13 protein-coding genes, 2 tRNA genes and 1 pseudogene are annotated in these 14,907 nt (G+C 73.3%); 9 read left to right on the plus strand and 7 right to left on the minus strand.

Annotation, left to right across the window (positions count from 1 at the left end; translation table 11 throughout):
- Window positions 1–191: pseudogene (locus FHG89_RS33850) on the minus strand (hypothetical protein); the annotation flags it as partial.
- A gap of 174 nt (window positions 192–365) precedes the next feature.
- Here FHG89_RS33850 and FHG89_RS18110 point away from each other — a divergent pair.
- The 3 genes from FHG89_RS18110 to FHG89_RS18120 all read left to right on the plus strand — a co-directional run bounded on the left by FHG89_RS18110 (window position 366) and on the right by FHG89_RS18120 (window position 1,556).
- Entirely contained in the window at window positions 366–1,169 is an 804-nt protein-coding gene (locus FHG89_RS18110) for a fumarylacetoacetate hydrolase family protein (protein WP_139585571.1), read from the plus strand.
- 108 nt (window positions 1,170–1,277) lie between these two features.
- Window positions 1,278–1,349, plus strand: a tRNA-Gln gene (locus tag FHG89_RS18115).
- Between the two features lie 134 nt (window positions 1,350–1,483).
- Window positions 1,484–1,556 (plus strand) — tRNA-Glu (locus tag FHG89_RS18120).
- A gap of 154 nt (window positions 1,557–1,710) precedes the next feature.
- Here the strand turns inward: FHG89_RS18120 and FHG89_RS18125 are convergent.
- Window positions 1,711–2,397, minus strand: coding sequence for an IclR family transcriptional regulator (locus FHG89_RS18125; RefSeq protein ID WP_007456408.1), 687 nt, complete (start codon window positions 2,395–2,397; stop codon window positions 1,711–1,713).
- Window positions 2,398–2,446: 49 nt separating this feature from the next.
- On the opposite strand from FHG89_RS18125, the gene leuC reads away from it, so the two are divergent.
- The 4 genes from leuC (at window position 2,447) to FHG89_RS18145 (ending at window position 7,347) form a co-directional block, all read left to right on the plus strand.
- Window positions 2,447–3,892, plus strand: coding sequence for a 3-isopropylmalate dehydratase large subunit (gene leuC / locus FHG89_RS18130; RefSeq protein WP_139585572.1), 1,446 nt, complete (start codon window positions 2,447–2,449; stop codon window positions 3,890–3,892).
- Window positions 3,893–3,907: 15 nt separating this feature from the next.
- Window positions 3,908–4,495 carry a 3-isopropylmalate dehydratase small subunit gene (gene leuD, locus FHG89_RS18135; protein WP_139585573.1) on the plus strand — a complete coding sequence of 196 codons (588 nt, stop codon included), beginning with the start codon at window positions 3,908–3,910 and terminating at the stop codon, window positions 4,493–4,495.
- Window positions 4,496–4,667: 172 nt separating this feature from the next.
- Entirely contained in the window at window positions 4,668–5,312 is a 645-nt protein-coding gene (locus FHG89_RS18140; RefSeq protein WP_208761010.1) for an HU family DNA-binding protein, read from the plus strand.
- Window positions 5,313–5,451: 139 nt separating this feature from the next.
- Window positions 5,452–7,347 (plus strand): endonuclease/exonuclease/phosphatase family protein, encoded by a 1,896-nt coding sequence (locus FHG89_RS18145; protein ID WP_139585575.1) that lies wholly within the window; start codon window positions 5,452–5,454, stop codon window positions 7,345–7,347.
- A 7-nt stretch (window positions 7,348–7,354) separates the two neighbouring features.
- Here FHG89_RS18145 and FHG89_RS18150 read toward each other — a convergent pair whose 3' ends face one another.
- From FHG89_RS18150 to cofC, 5 genes are read right to left on the minus strand one after another with little or no spacing between them, the layout of a single operon-like run.
- Window positions 7,355–8,233 carry an NUDIX hydrolase gene (locus FHG89_RS18150; RefSeq protein WP_139585576.1) on the minus strand — a complete coding sequence of 293 codons (879 nt, stop codon included), beginning with the start codon at window positions 8,231–8,233 and terminating at the stop codon, window positions 7,355–7,357.
- Window positions 8,221–9,741: a CYTH and CHAD domain-containing protein gene (locus FHG89_RS18155; protein ID WP_139585577.1), complete on the minus strand. Its 1,521-nt coding sequence runs from the start codon at window positions 9,739–9,741 to the stop codon at window positions 8,221–8,223. Before FHG89_RS18155 ends, FHG89_RS18150 begins: the two co-directional genes overlap by 13 nt.
- 24 nt (window positions 9,742–9,765) lie before the next feature.
- Window positions 9,766–12,117, minus strand: a complete 2,352-nt coding sequence (locus FHG89_RS18160) for an RNA degradosome polyphosphate kinase (RefSeq protein WP_139585578.1) — start codon at window positions 12,115–12,117, stop codon at window positions 9,766–9,768.
- Between the two features lie 54 nt (window positions 12,118–12,171).
- Complete coding sequence (locus FHG89_RS18165; RefSeq protein ID WP_139585579.1) at window positions 12,172–12,369, minus strand: cold-shock protein; 198 nt, start codon at window positions 12,367–12,369, stop codon at window positions 12,172–12,174.
- Window positions 12,370–12,391: 22 nt separating this feature from the next.
- A complete protein-coding gene (gene cofC, locus FHG89_RS18170) occupies window positions 12,392–13,039 on the minus strand; it encodes a 2-phospho-L-lactate guanylyltransferase (protein WP_244295592.1) in 648 nt (215 codons plus the stop codon).
- 126 nt (window positions 13,040–13,165) lie between these two features.
- Between cofC and FHG89_RS18175 the strand changes: the two genes are divergently transcribed.
- The gene (locus FHG89_RS18175) at window positions 13,166–13,900 is read left to right on the plus strand and encodes a lysophospholipid acyltransferase family protein (protein ID WP_139585581.1); all 735 of its coding nucleotides are present in this window, start codon (window positions 13,166–13,168) and stop codon (window positions 13,898–13,900) included.
- A complete protein-coding gene (locus FHG89_RS18180; protein WP_139585582.1) occupies window positions 13,897–14,904 on the plus strand; it encodes an NAD(P)H-dependent glycerol-3-phosphate dehydrogenase in 1,008 nt (335 codons plus the stop codon). The genes FHG89_RS18175 and FHG89_RS18180 overlap by 4 nt, the downstream gene beginning before the upstream one ends.
- Window positions 14,905–14,907 lie beyond the last annotated feature (3 nt).

The following is a 14,907-nucleotide window of genomic DNA, read 5'->3' on the forward strand; positions in this document are numbered from 1 at the left end:
GGCGGCAGCCGCGCCCCGACCACCGGCCGCCGTGGCGTCGCCGCCGACGGCTGTGACGTGGCCGCCGGTGGTCGGGGCGCGGCTGCCGCCTCCTCCGGCGCCGCCGACGGCAGCGCCGGCACGGCGGCGAGGATGCCGAGGCAGTGCACGATCACTGCGAGGGCTCTGTGGTGTCGTGTCGATGCAGGCATACGAACGAACCTCCGGAGCCGACGTTAGGGGCGGGTCGCCTCCGTGCGGGTACGAAGTGCGGAAGTAGGCCCCCGTCGCCAGCGCCTCGGGTAGGGTGCCGCGCGCTGACGGCTTGCGCACACCCACCGGCCCGTCCTGGCCGGTGGACGGGTCCGCGGGGCTAGATTGGCCGGGTGCGTATCGCTCGTTTCGCTCATGCCAAGGGAATGTCGTTCGGGGCCGTCGAAGGCGAACCGGAGGCCGGGCCGCAGGGCCTGACCATCGCCGAGATCGAGGGTCACCCGTTCGGCAAGCTCTCCTTCAGCGGGGCCCGCTGGGCCCTCTCCGACGTCCGGCTGCTCTCGCCGATCCTGCCCAGCAAGGTGGTCTGCGTGGGTCGCAACTACGCCGACCACGCCGCCGAACTCGGCAACGACGTGCCCAAGGAGCCGTTGCTCTTCCTCAAGCCGTCCACCTCGGTGATCGGCCCCCGGGACGCCATCCGGCTGCCGATCTTCTCCAAGCAGGTCGAGCACGAGGCCGAGCTGGCGGTGGTCATCGGTGCGCCAGGCGCGCGCCGGGCCGACCGGGCCGCCGCCGAACGCGCCATCTTCGGCTACACCTGCGCCAACGACGTGACCGCCCGGGACCTTCAGCGCTCGGACGGGCAGTGGACCCGGGCCAAGGGCTTCGACTCGTTCTGCCCGATCGGCCCGTGGATCACCACCGGCCTGGACGTCTCCGATCTGGAGATCCGGTGTGAGGTGGGCCGCAACCCGGACGAGATGGAGGTACGCCAGCTCGGCCGGACGAAGGACATGGTCTTCGACGTACCGGGTCTGGTGTCGTACATCTCGCACGTGATGACGCTGCTGCCCGGCGACGTGGTGCTCACCGGCACGCCGGCGGGGGTTAGCCCACTCGTGGAGGGGGATACCGTCACCGTGCGGATCGAGGGCATCGGCGAGCTCAGCAACCCGGTGGTCCCCGTCGCCTGATCCGCCAGATGCCCCTGTTTCCGCAGCTCACGGGTGGTTCGGGGGGATCGGATTTGGCCTGCCGGCACCGGGAGGGTAAAGTTCACTCCCGGCGCCGCAAGGGGCCAATGGGGTATGGGGTAATTGGCAGCCCGACTGATTCTGGTTCAGTTAGTCTAGGTTCGAGTCCTGGTACCCCAGCGCAGCTGGAATTCGTGAGAATTCCGGACGCTGGATTCTGACGGAGTTCCGCTCCGCCCCTTCGGGGGCGGAGCGTGGTCTCTGGTAGAGTGCAGCTCCTCCGCCCGCGAGGGTGGGGGAGCAGAAGTGGTTCTGGCCCCGTCGTCTAGCGGCCCAGGACGCCGCCCTCTCAAGGCGGTAGCGCCGGTTCGAATCCGGTCGGGGCTACATCGTGCACAGCCCGTCTCGACCTCGGCAGGACGGGCTTTGCCGTACCCGCCCCCGTCCCGATTGATCATGAAGTTGTTGTCGCGACATGCCGACGTCGACGGCAACAACTCCATGATCAACGCGCGGAGGGAGCAGGGGAGGGCTGCGGGGGTCAGAGGCCGGAGAGGCGTTGGCCGGCTCGGACGACCGCCATGGCGTGGCGTTCGCCGGGGCGGCGGCCGAGGCGCTCGATGGGGCCGGAGATGCTCACCGAGGCGATCACTCTGCCGGTGCGGTCGCGGATCGGGGCGGAGACGCTCGCCACACCGGCCTCCCGTTCCGCGACGCTCTGGGCCCAGCCCCGGCGGCGTACCTCGGCCAGGGTGCGGCCGGTGAACTTGCTGCGCGGCAGCAGCGGCATGACCGCCTCAGGTGGCTCCCAGGCGAGCAGGATCTGGGCCGCCGAGCCGGCGGTCATCGGGAGCACCGAGCCGACCGGAACGGTGTCCCGCAGGCCGCTGGCGCGCTCCGCCGCCGCCACGCAGATCCGCTCGTCCGCGCGGCGCAGATACAGCTGGGCGCTCTCCCCGGTGGCGTCACGCAGCGCGGCGAGCAGCGGCTCGGCGGCGGTCAGCAGGACGTCCGGGGCGGCGTTGGCCAGCTCACCGAGCCGGGGCCCGGGACGCCAACGGCCCTGGGTGTCCCGGACCAGCATCCGATGGATCTCCAGTGCCTGTGCCAGCCGGTGCGCGGTGGCCCGGGGCAGCTTCGTGCGTTCAACGAGTTCGGCCAGGCTGGCGCCGTCGACGCAGGCGGCCAGGATGACCACCGCCTTGTCGAGAACGCCGACACCGCTCATACTGTGTCCCACAAGCCGAAACTTACCTCCCAGAATTTAGGATGTCCAGATGGTGGGAGTCACTCCTGAGCCGAGGACCCTGGCCGAGAAGGTCTGGGACGCGCACGTCGTACGGTCCGCCGCTGGTGAGCCGGACCTGCTCTTCATCGACCTGCACCTGCTGCACGAGGTGACCAGCCCGCAGGCGTTCGACGGGCTCCGGCTCGCCGGGCGCCGGGTGCGCCGTACCGACCTGACTCTCGCGACCGAGGACCACAACACCCCGACCGGGTACGCCGACCCGGCGTTCCGGTCCCGCCGTGGTGACCTGCTCACCATCGCGGACCCCACGTCGCGGACGCAGATCGAGACGCTGCGCCGCAACTGCGCCGAGTTCGGCGTGCGGCTGCACCCGCTCGGCGACGAGAACCAGGGCATCGTGCACGTCATCGGTCCGCAGCTCGGGGTCACCCAGCCCGGCATGACGATCGTCTGCGGCGACTCGCACACCGCCACCCACGGCGCGTTCGGCGCGCTCGCCTTCGGTATCGGCACCAGCGAGGTGGAGCACGTGCTGGCCACCCAGACGCTGCCGCAGAGCCGGCCGAAGACGATGGCCGTGAACGTCACCGGCCGGCTCGCGCCCGGCGTGACCGCCAAGGACCTGGTGCTCGCGCTGATCGCCCAGGTCGGCACCGGTGGCGGCCGCGGGCACATCGTCGAGTACCGCGGCGAGGCGATCCGCGCCCTCTCCATGGAGGGGCGGATGACGATCGCCAACATGTCCATCGAGTGGGGCGCCAAGGCCGGCATGATCGCGCCGGACGAGACGACCTTCGCGTATCTCAAGGGTCGGCCCAACGCGCCGCAGGGCGCGGACTGGGAGGCGGCGCTGGCCTGGTGGCGGACGCTGCCCACCGACGAGGGCGCGCGCTTCGACGCCGAGGTGACCCTGGACGCCAGCCGGGTCACGCCGTTCGTCACCTGGGGCACCAACCCGGGCCAGGGTGCGCCGCTGAGCGCGCCGGTGCCCGACCCGGAGGAGTTCACCACCGACTCGGAGCGCACCGCGGCCCGCCGGGCGCTGGAGTACATGGACCTGCGCCCCGGCACCCCGCTGCGGGAGTTGCCGATCGACGTGGTCTTCGTGGGTTCCTGCACCAACGGCCGCCTGGAGGACCTGCGGGCCGCCGCCGACGTGCTGCGCGGCCACCGGGTCGCCGACGGGGTCCGGATGCTCGTGGTGCCCGGCTCGGCCGCCGTCCGCGAGGCCGCCGAGGCCGAGGGGCTGGACAAGGTCTTCGCCGACGCCGGGGCCGAGTGGCGGTTCGCCGGCTGTTCGATGTGCCTGGGCATGAACCCCGACACGCTCAAGCCGGGCGAGCGCTCCGCGTCCACCTCCAACCGCAACTTCGAGGGCCGGCAGGGCCGGGGTGGGCGTACCCACCTGGTCTCCCCACCGGTCGCCGCCGCCACCGCCGTGGTCGGTCGGCTGGCCGCCCCCGCCGACCTGTAGAAGGGACTTCAGGAGATGGACAAGTTCACCACCCACACCGGTACGGCAGTGCCGCTGCGGCGATCCAACGTGGACACCGACCAGATCATCCCGGCCGTGTACCTCAAGCGGGTGACCCGGACCGGTTTCGCTGACGGGCTCTTCAGCGCGTGGCGGGAAGACCCCGCATTCGTGCTCAACGATGAATCCTATTCCGGGGCGTCGATCCTCATCGCCGGGCCGGAGTTCGGCACCGGATCCTCTCGGGAGCACGCCGTCTGGGCGCTGCGGGACTGGGGCTTCCGCGCGGTCGTGGCCCCACGATTCGGCGACATCTTCCGGGGCAACGCCCTCAAGGAGGGGCTGTTGCCGGTCGAGTTGGAACTGAAAGCCGTCGAAGAGTTGTGGGACCTCGTCGAGGCCGACCCGACCACCCAGGTGACCGTCGACCTGACCGCCCGCCAGCTCCGGGCAGGTGATGCGAGCTGGTCGTTCCCGCTGGACGACTTCAGCCGCTGGCGCCTCCTGGAGGGCCTGGACGACATTGGACTCACCCTCCGCAACGCGGCCGACATCGACTCGTACGAGGCGCGTCGACTGCCGTTCCTGCCCTCTGTGGCATAGCCGTACGTCCGCCCGCACAGCCGATTCCGCCCCCACCGGTCCAACCGGTGGGGGCGAATCCGTTACGACACAAGGGCTTTTTTCCACCGAATGTTTGTGTCCCGGCAGCACAGGGCATACCGTGCGCGCAGAATGGCTCGCGTCGAGTCAGTTGCACAATCGGGAGGAAGTCGTGAACAAGGCCGAGCTCATCGAGGCGCTCGCCGTTCGCCTGGGGGACCGGAAGATGGCGACGGCCGCGCTCGACGCGGTCCTCACCGAGGTCCAGGCGGCGGTCACCAAGGGCGAGAAGGTGGCGATCACCGGATTCGGAGCATTCGAAAAGCGTGTGCGTGGCGCGCGAACAGCGCGCAACCCGCGTACCGGCGAGGCGGTGAAGGTCAAGAAGACATCTGTGCCGACCTTCCGCCCCGGCGCCGGGTTCAAGGAGATGGTGGCCAGCGGCAAGGTGCCGAAGGCCACGGCAGCGGTGAAGAAGACCGCCGCCGCGACGACGGCGAAGACCGCCGGCGCCAAGGCGACGGGCACCAAGGCCACCGCCGCCAAGGCGGCCAGCAAGAAGACCGCCCCGGCCAAGGCGACCAAGACGGCGACCAAGACCGCCGCCAGCAAGAAGACCGCCCCGGCCAAGGCGAGCAAGACCGCGACGGCGACCAAGACGGCCGCCAGCAAGAAGACCACGGCGGCGAAGAAGACCACCGCGGCGACCCGTTCCACCGCGGCGAAGAAGACCACCGCGGCGGCCAGCAAGAGCGCGGCGGCCAAGAAGGCGCCCGCGAAGAAGGCTCCGGCCAAGAAGGCGGCCAGCAAGCGTTGACCGACCCTGCCGAAAGGGCGTCCACCCGTGTGGTGGGCGCCCTTTCGGCACAGGCGGGCCGTTGACCGCACCGGCGGGTACGCGCAGAATCGCCGTGCCGGCCCCCTCCGCCGGCCCGCCGACGGGAAATGGGGCGCCGGTGCGCTACCGCCAACTCGCCACCGCGTCGCTCGCGCTTGGCGTACTCCTGCTCATCGACGTGCTGCGGGTGTGGCTGCCCGGCATCATCACCATCTTCGGTCAGGCCGCGTCGACCCCGGCCGAGCTGATGGGCGCGTTCGCCCTCGGCTGGTTCGTCCTGGCGCTGGCCGCGCCGGCGGTGGTCCGCCGCCTCGGCGCCCGCCCGGTCACCGCCGCCGCGGCCGTCGTGCTTGCCGGCGCCCGCCTCGCGCTCACCGCCGCCCCCGGCGGGCGTCCGCAGCTCTGGTTGGCCACCGCCGGCCTGCTCGCCGGGCTGGTGTGGCTGGTCGGCGTCGCCGCCGGCACCGACCGGCCGGTGCCGGGCCTGGCGCTGGGCCTGGCGGTCAACGCGTCCGTCCACGCGGTGCTCGACACCTACGACCTCGTCTGGCGCGGCGACTGGCTGGCGTGGCTGCTCAGCGCCGTGGCGGTGACGCTGTTCCTGCTCGGCGCGACGCGGCCCGCCCCGCCGGCCGGCCCCACCGGGGCGCGGGCCTGGCTGCTGGCCGGGCCGGCGCTGCTGCTGGCCGGGATGGTGGCTCTCGCGCCGGCGCTGGCCCAGACCGGGATGTCGTATCTGGCTGGCGGGGACGGGGTGGCCCGTTCTCCGCTGTTCGGGATGGCGCCGGTGCCGGTCGCGGTCGCCGTGTTCCTCCTCGCGGCGTTGGCCGTGCCACCCGCCCGGTGGGCTCGGGTGCTCGGCCCGGTGGCGTTGCTGGCCGGCGCGGTGCTCTTCGCCCTCGACCGGGGCGACCTGCTCCTCGCGGCGGTCGGTCTCGCGGCCGTCGGTCTCGGCGCCTGCCTGGCCCTGACCGACGACGCCGGCCACGACACCACGGGCGCCGGCACCGTGGACGACACGCGCTCGGCGGCCCGCCGCGGGTACGCGGCCGCCGCCGGGATGCTCGTCTTCGCGCTCGGGGCGGTCGGCTACTACTCCGCCTACGACATCGGCTACCCCAACGGGGCGGTGCCGGTGGTGGTCGCCGGACTGGTCGCCGTGGTGGCGTTCGCCGCCCACCGCAGCACACCCCGGGTCGCCGGGCCGTTCCCGGTGCTGCGGACGACCGCGTCCGTCGCCGCGGTGGCGCTGTTGGCCCCGCTGCTCGCCGACGAACTGCCGGTGTCCAGCAACCGGGACGGGCCGCCGCAACGGCTGACCGTGGTGGCGTACAACATCCGGATGGGCTTCGGGCTGGACGGCCGGTTCGACCTGGCCGGGCTCGGTCGCGCCATCGAGCGGCAGCGGCCCGATGTCGTACTGCTCAGCGAGGTGGACCGGGCGTGGCTGCTCAACGGCGGCCACGACACCCTCGACCTGCTGTCCGACCGGCTGGGCATGCCGTACGTCTTCGGGCCGGCCGCCGACCCCGTCTGGGGCGACGCGGTGCTCAGCCGGTGGCCGGTGACCGACCCGCGGACCCTGCCACTGCCGGCCGTCGGCGCACCCACCGGAGCGCAGGCCCTCGCCGTCACCCTGGACCTCGGCGACGGCGTGCGGACCGCCGTGGTCAGCACCCACCTGCAACCGCCGCCCGGCCAGGGGCCTGTGGTCCAGGCCCGCGCGGTCGCCAACTTCGCCATCCGGTACGCGGCCGGCCGTCCCCTCGTGGTCGCGGGTGACCTGAACACCGAGCCGGGCGACGAGGCGTTCGGGCAGTTCACGGCCGCCGGCCTGGTGGACGCGTTGACCAGCGCCCGACCGCTGGCCACCAGCCCCGCCGACGACCCGCGGCAACAGATCGACCACGTCTTCGTCTCGCCCGGCCTGACCGCGTCCGCACCGGTCGCGCCGCGCGGCACGGCCAGCGATCACCTGCCGGTCGCGGTGACCCTCACCCTGCCGCCCCGCTGACCTGTCGCTACAGGCGGTCGGTGGCGAGCAGCCCGTCAGCCGTGAAGGCGAGCAGCCACCCGCCGCCCTTGGGCGTGGTGAAGTCCTCGTCGGTGCGACCGGACAACCGCTCCAACGCCCTCGGCAGCACCTTGCCCTGGCTGCACACCGCCACCTGCCCGCCGGCCTGGGCCAGCTCCAGCACGCGGGCGGCGGTGGCGAGCGCCTGTTCGTCGCCCTGCTGGCCCGGCTGGGGCTCGTCCAGGTCGCCGCAGATCTCGATGGGCAGGTCGAGCAGCGCGGCGGCCGGGTCGAGGGTCTGCACGCAGCGGCGCGGCGACGCGGAGACCAGCCGGCCCGGCCGGACCAGGGCGATCAGGCCGGCCAGGGCGGACGCCTGGGCCCAGCCCTCCGCGTCCAGGGGCCGCGCCGTGTCCGGGCCGGTCCAGGTGGCGCGCTTTCCGGCGTGCGCGTGGCGGACCAGCGCGACAGTCGCGGTCACCTGCGGCAGCGCGGCGAACGCGCCCAGCACCTCGGCGTCGTGCGGGTAGCTGACCAGCCGGATCGCCTCGTCCACGGCGAGCCACCGGATGTCGTCCACCTCGGTGCCCGGCTCGAAACCACCGCTGGCGACCGCGAGCATGGACCAGTAGTCGACAAGCTTGGCCTGGCCCTCACTGCGGTAGCGCACCGACGGCAGCCGCACCTGCGGTACGCCCCGCACATCGGCCTCCTCGGCCACCTCACGGACCGCCGCGGCCATGGGGTGCTCGCCCGGCTCCAGCTTGCCCTTCGGCAGCGTCCAGTCGCCGTAGCGCGGGCGGTGCACCACGCAGACCCGTACCCCGTCGTCGGACGGGCGCCAGGCCACCCCGCCGGCCGCCCGGATGCCCGTCACGGCAGCCAACGGGTCCGCCGCCGCCGGGTCGCCCGGTGCCAGGCGGCCGGGAACCGGGCCCGCATCCGGCGTACCGACTCCCGTTCCCGTTCGGCCAGCCGGCCGGCGGTGACCGCCACCTCGTGGTCGGCCGGCCGCTCGGCGGCGAGTTCCAGCCAGGTGTCCGCCGCGACGGCCGCGTCCTGGTGCTCGCCGAGCACGTCCTGTACGCCGGCCAGCGCGCGGGACAGCCGTCGCGCGGCCCTGTCGACCGCCGGGGCCACCGCGTTCACCGCGTACCGGGTCTGCTTGCCCTGCTTGCGGACGGCGTGCCAGCGCTCGTCGGGCGACGACGGGTCGAGCCCGTCGACGCCGTCCGGACCGGTCAGTCGCCGCCACGGACGGGCCACCAGCGTGGGCAGCGCCCGTACCGCCGGGGTGGCCGCCCGGCGGGTGAACCGGGGCGCGCGTGCGGCCAGCACCAGCGCGTCGACAAGGGCCAGGTAGCGCGGGGAGCGCAGCGCCTCGTCGATCGCGGCGTGCGCCACCCGCTGCCGTGCGGCGAGCGCCTCGTCCAGCCGGTCCACCGCACCGGCGTCGAGCGGGCTGAGCGGGTCGGCGCCCGAGGTGATGCGCAACCGTTCCCGCAGCACCTCGGCGTCCCGGGCCGGGCCGAGCACCCCGGCCAGCCAGCGCAGCTCGTCGCGCAGCGGACGGGACCAGCTCCTGCGGACCAGCGGTTGGAAGGTGCGCAGGTCGCTGCGCAGCCGCCGACAGGCCACCCGCATCTGGTGCACTGCGGTGTCACCGCTGGCGGCGGGGGCGCGCAACCGCACCAGCGGATCGTGCGTCAGCAGGCGGCGTACCTCCTTGCGGACCGCCTCGGTGACCACGTCGCCGGCGCTCGGGTCGTCCGGCAGGCCCGCCGGCGCGACCAGGTCCGGGTCGGCCTGCGCCGCCGGGCCCAGGGCGCGTACGTGCTTCGGGGTGAACGAACCGCCCCGCGCGCCGGCCTCGCGCAGCACCGAGCCCGCCCGCTCCAGCAGCTCCCGGTCGCCGGCCTTGAGCTCCACCTCCAGTTCGCGGAACGCGCCGGTGGCGGTGCCGGAGGTGTCCTGCACCCGCACCCGGTCGTCCACCACCTCGGCGAGCACCGTGCCGGCCTCGTCGCACACCTCGTGGGCGTGCCGGACGGTGCGTACCACAGTCACCGGGGCCAGCGGAGCGCCCCGGTGCAGGGCGGTGACCAGCTCCACCAGCTCCGGCGGTGGTTGCCCCTTCGGGCCGGGTCGGGAGATCTCGTGCCGGACACCGGGCGTGCCGGTGGGCAGCTTCACCGTCCAGGGCAGCTCGTCGCCCTTGCGGTGCCGCAACGACGCTCCGGCCCGGGCCAGCCGCAGGTCGGCCGTGTCGAGGTAGCGGGCCACGAGCGTCACCGGCGGCAGCGCCCGGACCCGGCCACCGGCCGGGGCCACGGCGGACAGGTCCGGCAGCACGTAGGTGTCGTCCACCTCGTACTTCTGCTCCTCCTCCACCATCAGCTCAGCCTATGCCGCGATCGTTCAGCCGGCCGTGCCACCGACGCGGCGCAGCAACAGTTCCTGCAGATGCGTACCGGCCGCCTCGTCGCCCCCGGCACGCCGGGTCCAGGTGCCGTCGCCGGCCAGCTCGAACGCGTCCACGTCCGGGCTCATCGCCAGGTTCAGCACGTGGTCCAGCTCGGCCCGCGCCACCGGGTCGCTCACCTGCACCAGCGCCTCCACCCGGCGGTCCAGGTTGCGGTGCATGAGGTCTGCCGAGCCCATCCAGAACTCGGCCTCGCCGTTGTTGCCGAACCGGAACACCCGGGAGTGCTCCAGGAACCGGCCCAGGATCGAGCGGACCCGGATGTTCTCCGACAGCCTCGGCACCCCCGGGCGCAGCGTGCACATGCCCCGGATCAGCAGGTCGACGTGCACGCCGGCCTGGGAGGCCCGGTACAGCGCGTCGGTCACGCCCTCGTCGACAAGCGAATTGACCTTGAACTGGACGAGCCCGGGCATGCCGAGGCGGACGTGCGCGATCTCCCGCTCGATGCGCTCGATGAGGCCGCTGCGGATGCCCTGCGGCGCGACCAGCAGCCGCCGGTACGCGGTCTGCCGGCTGTACCCGGTGAGCACGTTGAACAGGTCGGTGAGGTCGGCGCCGATCTCCGGGTCGGCGGTGAGCATGCCGAAGTCCTCGTACAGCCGGGCGGTCTTCGGGTGGTAGTTGCCGGTGCCGATGTGGCAGTACCGGCGGATCTGGTTGCCCTCCTGCCGGACCACCAGGGCGGTCTTGCAATGCGTCTTGAGGCCCACCAGGCCGTACACGACGTGGCAGCCGGCGCGTTCCAGCGTCCGCGCCCAGCCGATGTTGGCCACCTCGTCGAAGCGGGCCTTCACCTCCACCAGCACCACCACCTGCTTGCCGGCGGCGGCCGCGTCGACGAGCGCGTCGACGATCGGCGAGTCACCGCTTGTGCGGTAGAGGGTCTGCTTGATGGCCAGCACGTCGGGGTCGGCGGCGGCCTGCTCGATGAAGCGCTGCACGCTTGTGGCGAACGAGTGGTACGGGTGGTGCACCAGAATGTCCCCGTCGCGCAGGGTGGAGAAGACGCTGCGCGGCACCTCACCCTCGGCGAGCCGGGGATGGGTGGCCGGCACGAACGGCGGGTCCTTCAGATCGGGGCGGTCGGCCTCGCCGTACACCTGCCACAGCGCGGAGAGGTCCAGCAGACCGGGCACCCGCAGCACGTCCTGGTGGTCCATGTCCAGCTCGCGCACGAGCAGCTCCAGCATGTGGTCGGAGATCGACGCGGCGACCTCCAGCCGGACCGGCGGGCCGAACCGCCGCCGGGCCAGCTCCCGCTCCAGGGCCTGGAGCAGGTCCTCGTCACGGTCCTCGTCGACCTCCACCTCGGCGTTGCGGGTGACCCGGAACAGGTGGCACTCGACGACCTGCATGCCGCTGAACAGCTGCCCCAGGTGCACCGAGATCAGGTCCTCCACCGGCAGCATCCGGACGCCCGGCTGGTCCCGGTCCACGCGGACGAAACGGGGAACGTTGTTGGGCACCTTCACCCGGGCGAACAGCTCCGAGCCGCCGTCCGGGTCGCGCACCGCCACCGCCAGGTTCAGCGACCGCCCGGAGATGTACGGGAACGGGTGGGCCGGGTCGACCGCGAGCGGGGTCAGCACCGGGAAGATGTATTCGCGGAAGTAGGTTCGTAGCCGCTCCCGCTCCGGATCGCCCAGCTCGGCCCAGCGCAGGATGCGGATGCCCTCGTCGGCCAGTTTGGGCAGCACGTCGTCGACGAAGCAGGCGGCGTGCCGGGCCACCAGCTCGGCGGTCCGCTCGGCGATCAGCTCCAGCTGGGTCCGCAGCGGCAGCCGGTCCCCGCCGCGTACCGGCAGGCCGGCGGAGAGCCGCCGCTTCAACCCGGCGATCCGCACCATGTAGAACTCGTCGAGGTTGCTGGCGAAGATGGCCAGGAACTTCGCCCGTTCCAGCAGGGGGGTGCGCTGGTCCTCGGCGAGCGTGAGCACCCGCGCGTTGAAGTCGAGCCAGGAGAGTTCCCGGTTGAGGAACCGGTCCTCCGGCAGCGGCGGGACGGCCGGCGCCTCGTCGTCCTGCGCGACGACGGTCGGCGCGGCGGGCTGGACGACTCCACCAGCGGCCGGCCCCTCCGTCCCAATGGGGCCGACGGCGGGGTCGAGGACCTCGTCCAGTCCGGAGGAGGCGGCTCCCGGGTCGTCGCCGAGGGTGTCGGCGCGGGCGGCGCCGGCCCGTTCGGCCCGGGACGGACGGAAACGGCCGTCGGCGCCACGGATACGGGCGCCGTTGAGGGGGTCGGTGGCTGAAGGGGTGGCGGGGTGCTCGCGAGGGGTGCTCACCCGCTCATAATCACCCGATTCGGGTTAACGCAAAATGAACTTGGGCTCGCCGGCTCAGATCATCGTCGGCAATGTCACCCGGACGACCTCGCCGTCGGGATCGGTGTCGATGCGCACCCGCTGGCCGAGCCGGAGCAACCGCAGCCCGGAGGCGTCGAACGCCCGCGCGGGGAAGCGCAGCTCGGTGCCGTCGTCGAGCAGCAGGACGCCGCTGCGCGTCGCCGCGTCGTAGCTGGCCACCGTGCCCTGCATGCTGGCACCGTACACCCGTGGGTCAGCTCGCGGAGGCGGCCGGGCAGCCGGCGTCGAGCAGCGCGGCCGTGCGCGGCCCGAGCCCGAGCCGCGCGGCGGCGCCCAGGTCCGAGGCGGTGTCCACGTCGCGGCGCAGGCTGGGCCAGTCCCCGGTCAGCGGCAGCGCGCCGCTCGCCGCGTGCGCCGCCGCCGAGCCCACCCCGAAGCGCGGGTCCAGCGCCACCCCGGGCGGCGCGGCCAGCAGCACGGTGCCGTCGCCGGGCGCGTCCGGCACGAACCGGCGTACCCCGCCGGGGTCGGCCTGCGCCGCGAGCAGCGCGGCGGCCAGTTCGGCCGGGCGCAGCGCCGGCAGGTCGGCGGTGAGCCCGGCCACCCAGCCGGCGGGCCCAGCCATCGCGCCGTGCCGGAAGGCGGCGTTCAGCCCGGCGTCCGGCTCGTCGGGCAGCACCCGCGCGCCGGCCGCCCGGGCCACCGCCGCCACGCGGGCGTCGTCGGTGACCACCCGGGCCTCGGCCACCGCCGGGCAGGCCAGCACCGCGTGGAGCGTGTCGGCCGCCAGCGCCAGTGCCAGCTCCTCATGGGGTACGCCGGGCAGCGCGCCCCGCAGCCGGCTCTTGGCGGCCGTCAGACGCTTCACCGGCACCACCACTGCCCACCTCGGCTGACTCACGTCCGCAATCCTGCCAGCAGGACGACGGGACCCTCGCTGGCCGTACGGGGGGCGAGCAGGCATGATTTCCGCTGCGGGTGTCGCGGGCGGGGTTCGCGGCGGGGTCGGGCGCGACGAGGAGGCACAGTGGCACGGCGGAGGCTGGGGTTCTGGCAACGGTTCGCCGTGGCGCTGGTGAAGCCGGTGATGATCGTCTGGACCCGGCGTACCTGGCGTGGCCAGGAGTATCTCCACCGTGACGGCGGCGTGATCATCGTGGCGAACCACATCTCACACGCCGACCCGCTGGTGTCCGCGCACTTCATCTACGACTCCGGGCGCTGGCCGCAGTACCTGGGCAAGGCGAGCGTGTTCCGGGTGCCGGTGATCGGTTGGATCCTGCACCGCTGCCGGCAGATCCCGGTCGAGCGCGGCAGCGTGGACGCCGTCCGCTCGCTGGACGCACTGGTCGCCGCGCTCGACGAGGGTGGCGCTGTGGTGATCTACCCCGAGGGCACGACCACCCGGCAGCCGGACCTGTGGCCGATGAAGGCCAAGACCGGGGCGGCCCGGCTGGCGCTGGCCACCGGCGCGCCAGTGGTGCCGCTGGTGATGTGGGGGCCGGAGCGGATCTTCGACCCGCGGACCAGCCGGTTGAACCCACGACCCCGCATCCCGGTGACCGTGGTCGCCGGGGAACCGATCGACCTGAGCCGGTGGGCGGACGCCCCGCCGACCCGGGCGACCCTGGAGGAGATGACGGACGCCATCATGCTGCGTTTGCGGGACATGCTCGCCGAGATCCGTGGCGGCACCCCGCCGCCGCTGTGGGAACGGCCGGCCCGACCGTCCGTCCGGCACCAGCAGGGTGAAGCCGCGTGAGCGGCCACGTCGCGGTGCTCGGCGCCGGCTCCTGGGGGACCGCGTTCGCCAAGATCCTCGCCGACGCCGGGCGGGACGTGACCGTGTGGGCCCGCCGCGCGCCGGTGGCCGAGAGCATCCGCACCCTGCGCCGCAACCCGGAGTACCTGCCGGACCTGCTGCTGCCGGCCCGGGTCACAGGCACCGCCGACGCCGCCGAGGCGATCACCGGCGCCGAGCTGGTGGTGCTGGCTGTGCCCTCGCAGACCCTGCGCGGCAACCTCGCCGAGTGGGCCGGGTACCTGCACCCGGACTCGACCCTGGTGTCGCTGATGAAGGGCATCGAACTCGGCACCACCAAGCGGATGAGCGAGGTCATCGTGGAGACCGCCGGCGTGGCCGCGGACCGGGTGGTGGTCGTGTCCGGCCCGAACCTGGCCCCGGAGATCGCCGCCGAGCAGCCGGCCGCCACCGTCGTCGCCGGGACGAACAGCCATCGCACGGTGCTCGTGCAGTCGTCGATCCGGACGCCCTACCTGCGCCCCTACACCAACGACGACGTGATCGGCTGCGAGCTGGGCGGGGCTGTCAAGAACGTGATCGCCCTGTCGTACGGCATCGCCACCGCGATGGGCTTCGGCGACAACACCCGGGCCATGCTGATGACCCGGGGGCTGGCCGAGACGGCCCGCCTGGGCGTGGCGCTGGGCGCCGACCCGATCACCTTCGCCGGCCTGGCCGGCATGGGCGACCTCGTCGCCTCCTGCTCGTCCCCGCTCGCCCGTAACCGCACCTTCGGCGAGCACCTGGGCCGGGGGGAGACGCTGGAGCAGGCCCAGGCCGCCACCCGGCAGACCGCCGAGGGCGTGAAGAGCTGCCTGGCGATCCGTGACCTGGCCCGGGCGCACGGTGTGGAGATGCCGATCACCGAGCACGTCGAGCGGATCTGCCACGAGGGGATGGACCCCCGGCTGGCCGTGGACACGCTGATGAGCCGGACCGCCAAACCCGAGTCGTACGAGTGAGGA

The organism is Micromonospora orduensis, assembly GCF_006228125.1.
GTDB classification, from domain to species: domain Bacteria; phylum Actinomycetota; class Actinomycetes; order Mycobacteriales; family Micromonosporaceae; genus Micromonospora; species Micromonospora orduensis.